General features: G+C 71.9%; 13 protein-coding genes and 1 tRNA gene. 6 read left to right on the top strand and 8 right to left on the bottom strand.

Annotated elements, in window-relative coordinates:
- A partial coding sequence (locus EBH09_RS04915) for a DUF309 domain-containing protein (RefSeq protein ID WP_153182609.1) occupies positions 1–294 on the bottom strand: 294 nt, incomplete at its 3' end.
- A 98-nt stretch (positions 295–392) separates the two neighbouring features.
- Here EBH09_RS04915 and EBH09_RS04910 point away from each other — a divergent pair.
- Positions 393–466 (top strand) — tRNA-Pro (locus EBH09_RS04910).
- Positions 467–553: 87 nt separating this feature from the next.
- Here EBH09_RS04910 and EBH09_RS04905 read toward each other — a convergent pair.
- Both EBH09_RS04905 and EBH09_RS04900 read right to left on the bottom strand, forming a co-directional pair.
- Complete coding sequence (locus EBH09_RS04905) at positions 554–976, bottom strand: ankyrin repeat domain-containing protein (RefSeq protein WP_121745737.1); 423 nt, start codon at positions 974–976, stop codon at positions 554–556.
- A complete protein-coding gene (locus EBH09_RS04900) occupies positions 973–1,416 on the bottom strand; it encodes a MarR family winged helix-turn-helix transcriptional regulator (protein ID WP_121745736.1) in 444 nt (147 codons plus the stop codon). Before EBH09_RS04900 ends, EBH09_RS04905 begins: the two co-directional genes overlap by 4 nt.
- Positions 1,417–1,666: 250 nt before the next feature.
- Here EBH09_RS04900 and EBH09_RS04895 point away from each other — a divergent pair, with 250 nt between their 5' ends.
- Together EBH09_RS04895 and EBH09_RS04890 are read left to right on the top strand one after the other, a co-directional pair.
- On the top strand, positions 1,667–2,344 hold the full coding sequence (locus EBH09_RS04895) for an NUDIX domain-containing protein (RefSeq protein ID WP_121745735.1): 678 nt from the start codon (positions 1,667–1,669) through the stop codon (positions 2,342–2,344).
- Between the two features lie 86 nt (positions 2,345–2,430).
- Positions 2,431–3,417 (top strand): aldo/keto reductase, encoded by a 987-nt coding sequence (locus tag EBH09_RS04890; RefSeq protein WP_121745734.1) that lies wholly within the window; start codon positions 2,431–2,433, stop codon positions 3,415–3,417.
- Here EBH09_RS04890 and EBH09_RS04885 read toward each other — a convergent pair.
- Genes EBH09_RS04885 through iolC form a run of 5 tightly spaced genes read right to left on the bottom strand, consistent with a single transcriptional unit; the run spans position 3,414 to position 8,885 of the window.
- On the bottom strand, positions 3,414–4,199 hold the full coding sequence (locus EBH09_RS04885) for a GntR family transcriptional regulator (RefSeq protein WP_121745733.1): 786 nt from the start codon (positions 4,197–4,199) through the stop codon (positions 3,414–3,416). The two genes, EBH09_RS04890 and EBH09_RS04885, sit on opposite strands and share 4 nt — an antisense overlap.
- 35 nt (positions 4,200–4,234) lie before the next feature.
- Positions 4,235–6,109: a 3D-(3,5/4)-trihydroxycyclohexane-1,2-dione acylhydrolase (decyclizing) gene (gene iolD / locus EBH09_RS04880; RefSeq protein WP_121745732.1), complete on the bottom strand. Its 1,875-nt coding sequence runs from the start codon at positions 6,107–6,109 to the stop codon at positions 4,235–4,237.
- On the bottom strand, positions 6,106–6,999 hold the full coding sequence (gene iolB, locus EBH09_RS04875) for a 5-deoxy-glucuronate isomerase (RefSeq protein ID WP_121745731.1): 894 nt from the start codon (positions 6,997–6,999) through the stop codon (positions 6,106–6,108). The genes iolD and iolB overlap by 4 nt, the downstream gene beginning before the upstream one ends.
- Before the next feature lie 22 nt (positions 7,000–7,021).
- Positions 7,022–7,909, bottom strand: coding sequence for a deoxyribose-phosphate aldolase (locus EBH09_RS04870; protein WP_121745730.1), 888 nt, complete (start codon positions 7,907–7,909; stop codon positions 7,022–7,024).
- A 13-nt stretch (positions 7,910–7,922) separates the two neighbouring features.
- Positions 7,923–8,885, bottom strand: a complete 963-nt coding sequence (iolC, locus tag EBH09_RS04865; RefSeq protein ID WP_121745729.1) for a 5-dehydro-2-deoxygluconokinase — start codon at positions 8,883–8,885, stop codon at positions 7,923–7,925.
- 234 nt (positions 8,886–9,119) lie between these two features.
- Between iolC and EBH09_RS04860 the strand changes: the two genes are divergently transcribed.
- The 3 genes from EBH09_RS04860 to EBH09_RS04850 form a co-directional block, all read left to right on the top strand.
- Positions 9,120–10,142: a sugar ABC transporter substrate-binding protein gene (locus EBH09_RS04860; protein ID WP_121745728.1), complete on the top strand. Its 1,023-nt coding sequence runs from the start codon at positions 9,120–9,122 to the stop codon at positions 10,140–10,142.
- On the top strand, positions 10,142–11,218 hold the full coding sequence (locus EBH09_RS04855; RefSeq protein ID WP_193776109.1) for an ABC transporter permease: 1,077 nt from the start codon (positions 10,142–10,144) through the stop codon (positions 11,216–11,218). The genes EBH09_RS04860 and EBH09_RS04855 overlap by 1 nt, the downstream gene beginning before the upstream one ends.
- A 7-nt stretch (positions 11,219–11,225) precedes the next feature.
- Positions 11,226–12,219: ATP-binding cassette domain-containing protein (locus EBH09_RS04850; RefSeq protein WP_238697185.1), on the top strand; the 994-nt coding region annotated here is incomplete at its 3' end.

Below are 12,219 nucleotides of genomic sequence, written 5' to 3'. Positions count from 1 at the left end.
CCACAGCTCCCGCTCCTCCTCGGGGCCCGACTTCCAGGCGTCCTCGAACACCTCGTGCGCGTGGAACGGCCGCCCCGCGTCCAGCAGCCGCTGCGCCTCGGCGACCGTCTCCTCGGGGGCCCGTACGACGCCTTCCGGCTGGCGGGGGACGCCGTCCGCGCCGTACGGCAATGGGCGGCCGAGGCCGTCCCGGGGCCGGGCGTTGCGCGCCCGGCCCTCGTCGTCGCGGTCCCGCGCGTCCGCCGGCCGGTTCGAGGCCGTGCTGTCCATGGGGCTGTCGGCAGGGCTGTCCATGGGACCGATTGTCCCGCCCGTGCCCGCTTAGGCGTGGTGCGGGGTGTGAGGTAAAGTTCTGTCCGCGTGATCACGCGGTTCGCCGCGTGTGAGCGGACCGGGACGTGGCGCAGCTTGGTAGCGCACTTGACTGGGGGTCAAGGGGTCGCAGGTTCAAATCCTGTCGTCCCGACGGTGTGAGGGGCCTTCACGGGCGAGAATCCGTGGAGGCCCTTTGCTGTGCCGCCCTTCCCCGCCGTGGTCACGACCGCGCCGTGGGTCACGAGCGCGGGCGTGCCCCCGCCGTGACGAGCAGGTCCACCGTCTCCGGATACGGCCCCTCCGACGCCCGGTCGAGCGGTGCCCGGCCCGTGCCGTGCTCCTCCCGGAGGTTCGGGTCGGCGCCGTGTTCGAGGAGTGCGCGTACGGCCTCGGTGTGTCCCCAGCAGGCGGCCCCGCACAGCGGCGTGCCCTCCGAGCCGGTCCCGCTCTCCGTGTCGGGCGAGGCGCCGGCCGCCAGCAGCACGCGGACCATGTCGGCGGCGCCGTTCACGGAAGCCTGGTACAGCGGTGTGGTGCCCGCCGCGTCGGCCGTCTCGGCCGGCGCTCCGGCTCGCGGTACCGCTCTCACCAGCGCGATGTCACCGACCAGCGCCGCGTCGACGAGACGCCGGGACAGTTTCTTGTGCCGTCGCCTGTTCACGGGGCCTCCACGACCGGCGGCTCGCCGCGCGGCAGGGTCAGCGCGGTCCGCAGCGCCGTGGCCTGCGCGACGCCGATGCGGTCGGCCAGGACGCCCTCGATGACGTCGAGGGTCGCCTGGGCGCGCCGGTGGACGCGGGTGCCCTCCGCGGTGATGCGGATCAGGCGGTTGCGTGCCGAGGAGGGGTCCGGCACCTGTTCCAGCAGACCCAGGGCGAGCAGCCCGTGCACGGCCTGGTGGGCGGTCTGACGGGTGACGCCGAGGCGGCGGGCGAGCTCGGCGACCGTGGTGCCCTCCGCGTCCAGGAGTGCGAAGATCTGCCCCTGGGCGCTGCTCAGCGGCTGTTCACCGGCCGCCCGCATGCTCGCCGTCAGCGCGTCGTCGAGCCAGCGCTTGGCCCCGGCCAGCAGCAGGGGCAGGTTCTGTACGGTTTCCGTCATGTCTCCTCGGGTTCCTCCGGCTCCGAGCATACGGGCAGCCTCGCCGGGCGTTGGGGCGGTCCGCGGGGAGCCGGCCGGCTCCCCGCGCAGGGCCCCCAGGGCGCGCAGGAGGAGAAGCCGCTCACCGCCGGCGGCTTCGGCTTCGTACCCGAGAACCACTTCGTGCGCGGCCCGACCAGGTGATAGAAGCGGGCATGACCAACTCGCCCCACCCCATGCCGCCGAAGCCTCCGAGCCCGGACGGCCGCCGATGACCGCCGGCATCGACACCCCGGACCGCCGGGGCCGCACCGGACTCGACCGGGCCGGCCGGGACCTGACCGGCAACCCCCGGGTCAGGGTCCGGGACGTACGGCTCCTCTCCAGCCACTGGTACGTCGAACGCACCACGACCTTCGACTTCCGGCGAGCCGACGGCACCTGGAGCACCCAGGAGCGCGAGACCCACGACCGCGGCAACGGCGCCACCGTCCTGCTCTACGACACGGAACGCGAAACCGTGCTGCTCACCCGCCAGTTCCGCCTCCCCGTCTACGTCAACGGCCACCCCGACGGCATGCTGATCGAGACCCCCGGCGGACTGCTCGACGACGAGGACGAGCACCCCGAGGTCGCCGTGCGGCGCGAGGTCGTCGAGGAGACCGGGCACACCGTCGGAGAGGTCCGGCACGTCTTCGACGTCTACATGAGCCCAGGCTCGGTCACCGAACGCGTCAGCTTCTACGCCGCCGCCTACGGCCCCGCGACCCGCACCCACGAGGGCGGCGGCCTGGACGAGGAGGGCGAGGACATCGAGACCCTCGAACTGCCCTTCCGCCGGGCCCTGGAGATGATCCGAACCGGCGAGATCGCCGACGCGAAGACCATCATGCTGCTGCAGTGGGCGGCGCTGGAGGGCCCCTTCGCCCGCGCTGCCGGAAAGGGCTGACGCCGAAGCCGCTTGACTTGAAGTGCACTTCAAACTGAAGACTCCCTCTCGTGCCCGGACGACCGGGTACGAAGGGGAGGAACACCATGAAGTACCGCACTCTCGGCGCCGACCCGGCCCACCGCCGTGAGGTGAGCGTGCTCGCGCTCGGCGCGATGCTGTTCGGCTCGCTGACCGACGAGAAGACCTCCTTCGCCGTCCTCGACCGCTATGTCGAGGCCGGCGGGAACTTCATCGACACGTCCGACAACTACGCCTTCTGGACGGACGGCGGCCAGGGCGGCCAGAGCGAGGAACTCCTCGGCCGCTGGCGGCGCAGCCGCGGTATAGGCGACGAGATCGTCATCGCCACCAAGCTCGGCGCCCGCCCCCTGGCCCCCGGCACCAGCTACACCGACAACCCCGAGGGCCTGTCGGCCAAGGTGATCCGCGAGGCCGCGGACCGCAGCCGGGAGCGGCTCGGCGTCGACAAGCTGGACCTGCTGTACGCGCACATCGACGACCACACCGTGCCGCAGCGCGAGACCGTCGAGGCGTTCGGTGAGCTGGTGACGGAGGGCACGGTCGGACTGCTCGGCGTCAGCAACCAGGCGATATGGCGCGTGGAGAGGGCCCGCGCCCTCGCCGCCGCGGCCGCACTGCCCGGCTACGAGGTGCTCCAGTACCAGCACAGCCACCTGCGTCCCCGCTTCGACGTGCCCGGCGACTTCTCCCCGGACGGCAGCCTCGGCCACGCCGGCCCGGAACTGCTCGGCTACCTGCGGTCCGAGCCCGCCCTGACCCTGGTCGCCTACTCACCCCTCCTGGCCGGTGCCTACGACCGCGACGACAAGCCGCTGCCCCCGGACTACGACCACCCGGGCACCCCGGCCCGGCTCGCGGTGCTCCGCGACGTCGCCCGGGAGACCGGCGCCACCGTGGGCCAGGTCGTCCTGGCCTGGCAGATCGGCGCCGAGCTGCCGATCGTCCCGCTCGCCGGAGCCTCGTCGGTGGCCCAACTGGAGGCGAACCTGGCCGCCGTGGACCTGGACCTCACCCCGGAGCAGCGGACCCGACTGGACACGGTCCACTAACTCCTGACCAGCAGCTGGAAGTCGAACGCGTACCGGGACGCGCGGTATATGTGCGTCCCGTACTCGACCGGCCGCCCGGTGTCGTCGTACGCCGTGCGCTGCATGGTCAGCAGTGCGGCGCCCTCCTTCTCGTCCAGGCGGCCCGCCTCCTCGCGGGTGGCCGAGCGGGCGCCCACGGTCTGGCGGGCGCTGTGCAGGGTGATGCCGGACGCGCGCATCATCCGGTACAGGCCGGTCGACTCCAGCCGGGTGTCGTCGAGGTCCAGCAGCGTCACCGGCAGGTAGTTGCACAGCAGCGCCACCGGCTGGCCGTGGGTGAGGCGCAGCCGCTCCAGGACGGTGACCTCGCCGCCCTCCGCGACGCCGAGGGCCGCCGCCACGTCGGCCGGGGCGGGCACGCCCTCGTTGCGAACCACCCGTGTGGTGGGTCCCTGACCGGCCGCCTCCAGGTCGTCGTAGAGACTGCTCAGCTCCAGGGGGCGTCTGACCTGGCTGTGCACCACCTGCGTGCCCACCCCGCGCCGTCGGACCAGCAGCCCCTTGTCGACCAGGGACTGGATGGCCTGACGGACGGTCGGCCGGGACAGGCCGAGGCGGACGGAGAGGTCCACCTCGTTGCCCAGCAGGTTCCCCGGGGCGAGGACGCCCTGTTCGATCGCCGCCTCCAACTGCTGGGCCAGCTGGTAGTACAGCGGCACCGGACTGCCCCGGTCCAGGGCGAAGTCCAGGGTGCTGAGCGCGGGGGCGGTCACGGCACGTGCGGGGACGCCGGTCTTCGCCATGGACGTACCTCCCTTGCGTAGGTGACGGGCCGGCGTCAGAGGTGACGGCGGCGGTCGGCGACGGCGCGTTCGTACTGCGCGCGGGCGCCGGTGGCGGCCTCGCGGGCGGACACCTCGGCCACCGGCACGTCCCACCAGGCCGCAGCCGGGGGAGCGGCCTGGTGCGCCGGATCGGTCTCCACGTACACGCAAGTCGGACGGTCCGCCGAGCGGGCCGCCCGCAGGGCCTCGCGCAGTTCCCCCACCGTCTTGGCGCGCAGTACGTCCATGCCGAGACTGGCCGCGTTGGCGGCGAGGTCGACGGGGAGCGGGGCGCCGGTGAAAGCGCCGTCGGCGGCGCGGTGGCGGTAGTCGGTGCCGAAGCGCTCGGCGCCGACCGACTCGGACAGCCCTCCGATGGAGGCGTAGCCGTGGTTCTGGACCAGGACCAGTTTGACCGGCAGGTTCTCCTGAACGGCGGTGACGATCTCCGTCGGGTTCATCAGGTACGTGCCGTCGCCGACCAGGGCCCACACCGGCGTGCCGGGCGCGGCCTGCTGGACGCCGAGCGCGGCCGGGATCTCGTAGCCCATGCAGGAGTAGCCGTATTCCAGGTGGTACTGGCGGGGGGAGCGGGCACGCCACAGCTTGTGCAGGTCGCCGGGGAGTGAGCCGGCCGCGTTGATGACCACGTCCTCGTCGCCGACGACCGCGTCCAGCGCGCCCAGCACCTGCGTCTGGGTCGGCACGGCGCTGTCGTCGTCGGCGCGGTAGGCCGCCTCCACCGTCTCGTCCCAGCGTGCCTTGCCGGCCCGGTACTCGGCCTCGTACGCCGCGTCCACCCGGTGGCCGGACAGCGCCTCCGTCAGCGCCGTGAGCCCCGTCCGGGCGTCGCAGACCAGCGTGCGGGCGGCGAGCTTGTGGGCGTCGAAGGCGGTGATGTTGAGGTTCAGGAAGCGGACGTCCGGGTGCTGGAAGAGGGTGCCGGAGGCCGTGGTGAAGTCCGAGTAGCGGGTGCCGACCCCGATCACCAGGTCCGCGGTGCGGGCGAGGTCGTCGCCGACGGCGGTGCCGGTGTGGCCGACGCCGCCGAGGTCGGCCGGGTGGTCGTGGCGCAGCGCGCCCTTGCCTGCCTGGGTGGAGGCGACCGGGATGCCGGTGGCGTCCACCAGGGCCACGAGGGCCTCTTCCGCCTCGCTGTGGTGGATGCCGCCGCCCGCGACGATCAGCGGGCGCCCGGCCGCGCGGATCGCCCGGACCGCCTCGGTCAGCTCCACCGGGTCGGGCGCCGGACGCCGTACCCGCCAGACCCGGTCGGCGAAGAACTCCTCCGGCCAGTCGTACGCCTCCGCCTGCACGTCCTGGGGCAGCGCGAGGGTGACCGCCCCGGTCTCGGCCGGGTCGGTGAGCACGCGCATCGCCTGGAGGGCGGAGGCGACGAGTGCCTCCGGGCGGGTGACGCGGTCGAAGTAGCGGGAGACGGGGCGCAGGGTGTCGTTGACGGAGACGTCGGCCTCGATCGGGTGCTCCAGCTGCTGGAGCAGCGGGTCGGCGGCGTGCGAGGCGAAGTAGTCGCCGGGCAGGAGCAGAACCGGCAGACGGTTGATGGTGGCGAGGGCGGCGCCGGTGACCAGGTTGGTGGCGCCGGGGCCGATGGACGTCGTCACCGCCTGCGCGGACAGGCGGTTCAGCTGGCGGGCGTGGCCGACGGCGGCATGCACCATCGCCTGTTCGTTTCGTCCCTGGTGGTACGGCATGACGTCGGCGTACTCGACGAGGGCCTGGCCGAGGCCGGCCACGTTGCCGTGGCCGAAGATGCCCCAGGTGCCCGCGATCAGGCGGTGCCGCACACCGTCGCGTTCGGTGTACTGGGCGGCCAGGAAGCGCACCAGGGCCTGGGCGGTCGTCAGTCGGCGGGTGGCGGCGCTCATGCGGACCTCTCCGGTGCGGTGTAGAGGGGGAGTCGGGGGTCGACGGGCCGGCCCGCCCAGGTGTCGCGGATCCAGGCGTGGTCGGGGTGGTCGCAGATCAGCCAGGCGCGTTCCGCGTCCGGGCCGGCCATGACGTTGAGGTAGTACATGTGGTGGCCGGGGACGGCCATCGACGGTCCGTGCCAGCCGTCGGGGATGAGGACCACGTCGCCGTCGCGGACCTCGGCCAGCACGTCCGTGCCCTGTCCCCGGCCGGACGGGGAGACCCGCTGGTAGCCGAGGCCGGGGGTGCCCTCGTGGTCCGCGAACTCGAAGTAGTAGATCTCCTCCAGTACCGACTCCTCGCCGGGGCGGTGCTCGTCGTGCTTGTGCGGCGGGAAGGAGGACCAGTTGCCGCCCGGGGTGATGACCTCGACCGCGATGAGCCTGTCGCACTCGAACACCCCGGCCGCACCGAAGTTGTTGACCTGCCGAGAGCAGCTCCCCGTGCCCCTCAGCTCCACCGGAACCGACGACGCCGGGCCGTAGCGGCTGGGCAGGCGGCGGGTGCAGCGGGCGCCGGTGAGGGCGAAGCGGCCACCGCCGGTGGAGGTCACCGTGGTGCGGGCGTCGCGCGGTACGTACGCGAAGTCGCTGACGCCGCTGAACACGTCGGCGCGGCCGGTGAGTTCGAAGGTGTCCTGGCCGAAGTCGTCGGCGGTGGCGACCGTGCAGCCGCCGCTGAGCGGGAGGACGATCCACTCGCTGTCGCCGCTGTCGAAGGTGTGGGAGCCGCCGGGCGGCAGTTGGAGTACGCGCAGGGCGGAGTGGCTCCAGCCGGCTTTCTCGGGCGTCACGTCCACGGCGCAGGCGCCGCTCGCCGCCTTGCCCGCCGGAAGGTGGTACGTCATCTCGTCGTCCTCTCCTGGTAGGTCACAGCAGTCCGACGGCCGTGTCCACCGCCTGCTCCACGCTGCCCTCGGCCGGGTAGAGCAGCGAGCGGCCGACGACCATGCCCTGCACGGTGGGCAGCCTGAGTGCCTTGCGCCAGCGTTCGTAGGCGGCGACCTGGTCCGCGGGGGAGCCTCCTATGTCACCGCCGAGCAGGACGGCGGGCAGTGTGGAGGTCTCCAGGACCTCGCCCATGTCGTCCGGGTCGTGGGTGACGGGCAGCTTCAGCCAGGTGTAGGCGGAGGTGCCGCCGAGGCCCGAGGCGATGGCGACGGACCGGGTGACCGCGTCGGCGGACAGGTCGTTGCGGACCCGGCCCTCGACGCGGCGCGAGATGAACGGCTCCACGAAGACGGGAAGTCCACGCTCGGCCATGGCGTCGACCGCGCGCGCCGTGGACTCCAGGGTGGCCAGCGAACCGGGGTCGTCGTAGTCGATGCGCAGCAGCAGTTTGCCCGCGTCGAAACGCAGGCGGGCGATGTCCTCGGCGCGGTGGCCGGTGAAGCGGTCGTCCATCTCGAAGGCGGCGCCGGCGAGGCCGCCGCGGTTCATCGAGCCCATGACGACCTTGTTCTCCAGCGCCCCGAGCAGCAGCAGGTCCTCCAGCACGTCGGCGGTGGCGAGGACCCCGTCGACGCCGGGCCGGGACAGCGCGGTGCACAGGCGCTCCAGCAGGTCGGCCCGGTTGGCCATGGCGAGCCGGCGGTCGCCCACGCCGAGCGCTCCGCGCGCCGGATGGTCCGCGGCCACGATCATCAGGCGGCCGGATGCGCCGATCAGCGGGCGGCGTACCCGGCGGGCCGCCGCCTCGGCGATCGCCTCCGGATGCCGGGCTCTGACCGCGGTGAGGTCGGGGATGCTGAGGGACAAGACGAAGCTCCGTTCAGGGAGTGGCTCGCGCGAGGAGGCCGTCGACCTCGGCCTCGGTGGGCATCGCGGAGGAGCAGGCGAGGCGGGAGGCGACGAGGGCGCCGGCCGCGTTGGCGTACCGCATGGTCCGCTCCAGCTCCCAGCCGGAGAGCAGACCGTGGCAGAGCGAGCCGCCGAACGCGTCGCCCGCGCCGAGGCCGTTGACGACCTCGACCGGCACCGGCGGAACCTCGGCGCTCCGGCCGTCGCGGTGCACGGCGAGGACGCCCTTCGGGCCCTGCTTGACGACGGCCAGCTCCACACCGGCCGCCAGGAGCGCCTCGGCGCAGGCGTGCGGCTCGCGTACGCCCGTGGCGATCTCGCACTCGTCGAGGTTGCCGACCGCCACGGTCGCGTGCCGCAGCGCCTCGGTGTAGTACGGACGGGCCTGGTCGGGGTCGGCCCAGAACATCGGGCGCCAGTCCAGGTCGAAGACCGTGGTGCCGGCCTTGGCGCGGTGGGCGAGGGCGGCCAGGGTCGCCGTACGGCTCGGCTCCTCGCTGAGTCCGGTGCCGGTGATCCAGAAGATGGCGGCCGCCCGGATCGCGTCGAGGTCCAGCTCCTCCGGGTGGATCTCGAGGTCGGGGGCCTTGGGGCGGCGGTAGAAGTACAGCGGGAAGTCGTCCGGCGGGAAGATCTCGCAGAACGTGACGGGTGTCGGGTACGCGGCGACGGGGGTGACCCAGCGGTCGTCGACGCCGAACTCCTTCAGCGCCTGGTGCAGATAGCCGCCGAACGGGTCGTCGCCCGTGCGGGTGACGACGGCCGTGCGGCGGCCGAAACGCGCGCCGGCGACCGCCACGTTGGCGGCCGAACCGCCGAGAAACTTGCCGAAGGTCTCAACCTCCGCCAGGGGTACGCCCGTCTGCAAGGGATAGAGATCGACCCCGATGCGGCCCATCGTGATCAGATCGAAACGCGGGACTGACTCGGCCATGTGCGACGCTCCTCGGGCTGGGCGGGGGCCTGCCGCCTCCCAGGTGTATGACTCCGAGGCGACCGTGTCAATACTTTGTACTTACATTCGGACCTGCGAGTGAAATGATGTCTTGACAAAGTATTGACAGCGGGCGTCCCAAGGACTTGTATCCGGTCCCAGCGCAACAGCCGTTCTCTCCGGCTCGGCACACGGCTTCCCCGTCGCACAGTCGCACAGTGAGGTGCAGGAAAGATGGACCGCTCTTCGCACGCCCGCTCCCGCAGATTCGCCCCCGCCGTGGCCCTCGCCGCCGCCGCGGCCCTGACCCTCGCCGGCTGCTCCAGCGGCTCCGGGGGAAAGAAGGCCGACGAGGAAGGTGGCTCGGGCGCCTCCGCGGGCAAGGCGAACACCCCCCGCATGACCGTCGCCCTGGTCACCCACCAGGCACCCGGCGACACCTTCTGGGACATCGTCCGCAAGGGTGCCGAAGCGGCCGCCGCCAAGGACAACATCAAGCTCGTCTACTCCGCCGACCCGAACGCGGGCAACCAGGCCAACCTGGTGCAGAACGCGATCGACCAGAAGGTCGACGGCATCGCCGTCACCCTCGCCAAGCCGGACGCCCTCCGCGGCGTGCTCGGCAAGGCCGAGAAGGCCGGCATACCCGTCGTCGGCCTCAACTCCGGACTGGCGGACTGGAAGAAGCTCGGCCTGATGTCGTTCTTCGGGCAGGACGAGACCGTGGCCGGCGAGGCGCTCGGGAAGCGGCTGAACGAGGACGGCGCCAAGAAGGCCGTCTGCGTGATCCACGAGCAGGGCAACGTCGGCCTGACCCAGCGCTGCGACGGCGTGAAGAAGACCTTCGAGGGCTCCATCGAGAACCTCTACGTCAACGGCACCGACATGCCCTCGGTGAAGTCGACCGTCACCGCCAAGCTCAAGCAGGACGGCGAGATCGACCGCCTCGTCACGCTCGGCGCCCCGTTCGCCATGACCGCCGTGCAGTCGGTGGACGAGACGGGCAGCGAGGCGAAGATCGCCACCTTCGACCTCAACAAGGAACTGACCGGCGCCATCGAGAAGGGTGACATCGAGTTCGCCGTCGACCAGCAGCCCTACCTCCAGGGCTACCTGGCGGTCGACGGAATGTGGCTCTACAAGAACAACGGCAACTACAGCGGCGGCGGTGAGCAGCCGGTGCTGACCGGCCCGGCCTTCGTCGACAAGTCCAACGTGAAGGCCGTCGCCGAGTTCGCCGCGAAGGGCACCCGGTGATGAGCATGACCCGACAGGCTGAACCGGCGGTGACCACACCGCCGGTCCCCGGCCCGGGGCAGACCGACGGACGGACCCGGCAGCGCTCGCTGGCGCTGCGGCTGCTGGCCCGGCCCGAGGTCGGGGTCTTCCTCGGGGCCGTCGCCGTGTTCGTCTTCTTCCTGATCGCCGCCCCCTCGCTCCGCGAGGGCGGCTCGATGGCGACGGTCCTGTACCAGTCGTCCACCATCGGCATCATGGCGCTGCCCGTCGCCCTGCTGATGATCGGCGGCGAGTTCGACCTGTCGGCCGGTGTCGCCGTCATCACCTCGGCGCTCACCGCCAGCATGCTCAGCTACCAGCTGACCATGAACGTCTGGGTGGGCGTGATCGTCGCCCTCGCCGTCTCCCTCGGTGTCGGCGCGTTCAACGGCTGGGTGCTGATGAAGACCGGCCTGCCGAGCTTCCTGGTGACGCTCGGTACCTTCCTGATCCTCCAGGGCGTCAATCTCGCGGTCACCAAACTGGTCACCGGCAACGTTGCCACCGACGACATCAGCGACATGGACGGCTTCGACCAGGCCAAGGCCCTCTTCGCCTCGTCCTTCGACGTGGGCGGCGTCCAGGTGAAGATCACGGTCGTGTGGTGGCTCGTCTTCGCCGCCCTGGCCACGTGGGTGCTGCTGCGCACCAAGTACGGCAACTGGATCTTCGCGGTCGGCGGCAACAAGGACAGCGCCCGCGCGGTCGGTGTCCCCGTCGCCTTCACGAAGATCACGCTGTTCATGCTGGTCGGCTTCGGCGCCTGGTTCGTCGGCATGCACCAGCTGTTCTCCTTCAACACCGTGCAGTCCGGCGAGGGTGTCGGCCAGGAGCTGATCTACATCGCCGCGGCGGTGATCGGCGGCTGTCTGCTCACCGGTGGCTACGGCTCGGCCATCGGCCCTGTCTTCGGCGCCTTCATGTTCGGCATGGTGAACCAGGGCATCGTCTTCGCCGGCTGGAACCCCGACTGGTTCAAGGCCTTCCTCGGCGTGATGCTCCTCGGCGCCGTCCTCATCAATCTGTGGGTCCGCCGCGCGGCGACCCGGAGGTGATCGGAAAATGACCAGCAAGACCGCCGGCACCCACGGGGCCGTCCTCGCCGACACCGTGCCCGAGGCAGACCGGCCGATCGTCCAACTGCGCGGCGCCGGCAAGGCCTACGGCAACATCCGCGCCCTGCACGGCGTCGACCTCGCGGTCCATCCCGGCCGGGTGACCTGCGTGCTCGGCGACAACGGCGCCGGCAAGTCCACCCTCATCAAGATCATCTCCGGGCTGCACCAGCACACCGAGGGCGAGTTCCTCGTCGACGGCGGGGCCGTGCGCTTCACCACCCCGCGCGACGCCCTCGCCCGGGGCATCGCCACCGTCTACCAGGACCTCGCCACCGTGCCGCTGATGCCGGTGTGGCGCAACTTCTTCCTCGGCTCCGAGATGACCAAGGGACCCTGGCCCGTGCGCCGCCTCGACATCGCCCGCATGAAGCGGACCGCCGACGAGGAACTGCGCAACATGGGCATCGTCCTGGACGACCTGGAACAGCCCATCGGCACGCTCTCCGGGGGCCAGCGCCAGTGCGTCGCCATCGCCCGCGCCGTCTACTTCGGCGCCCGCGTCCTCATCCTGGACGAGCCCACCGCCGCCCTCGGCGTCAAGCAGTCCGGCGTGGTCCTCAAGTACGTCGCCGCCGCCCGCGAACGCGGCCTCGGCGTCATCTTCATCACCCACAACCCCCACCACGCGTACCTGGTCGGCGACCACTTCAGCGTGCTGCGCCTGGGCACCCTGGAACTCAGCGCCGCCCGCGCCGACATCACCCTCGAGGAACTCACCAACCACATGGCGGGGGGTGCCGAACTCGCCGCCCTCAAGCACGAACTGGCGCAGGTCGGCGGGGTCGACGTGGAGGCGCTCCCGGACGAGGAGCCGGAGGTGTCCGCGCCGGACACCGTCGCGCCCGCCACCGCCGTCCCGGGCTCCGCGGCGCCCGACTCCGCCGTCCCGGGCTCCGCGGCGCCCGACTCCGCCGCCCAGGACTCCGCAGCACCCGCCG

Origin of the sequence: Streptomyces sp. E2N166 (assembly GCF_003671715.1) — a bacterium.
Taxonomy (GTDB): domain Bacteria; phylum Actinomycetota; class Actinomycetes; order Streptomycetales; family Streptomycetaceae; genus Streptomyces; species Streptomyces thinghirensis.
Note: the sequence above shows the minus strand (reverse complement) of the source record. Positions and strands in the feature narration are given on the sequence as shown.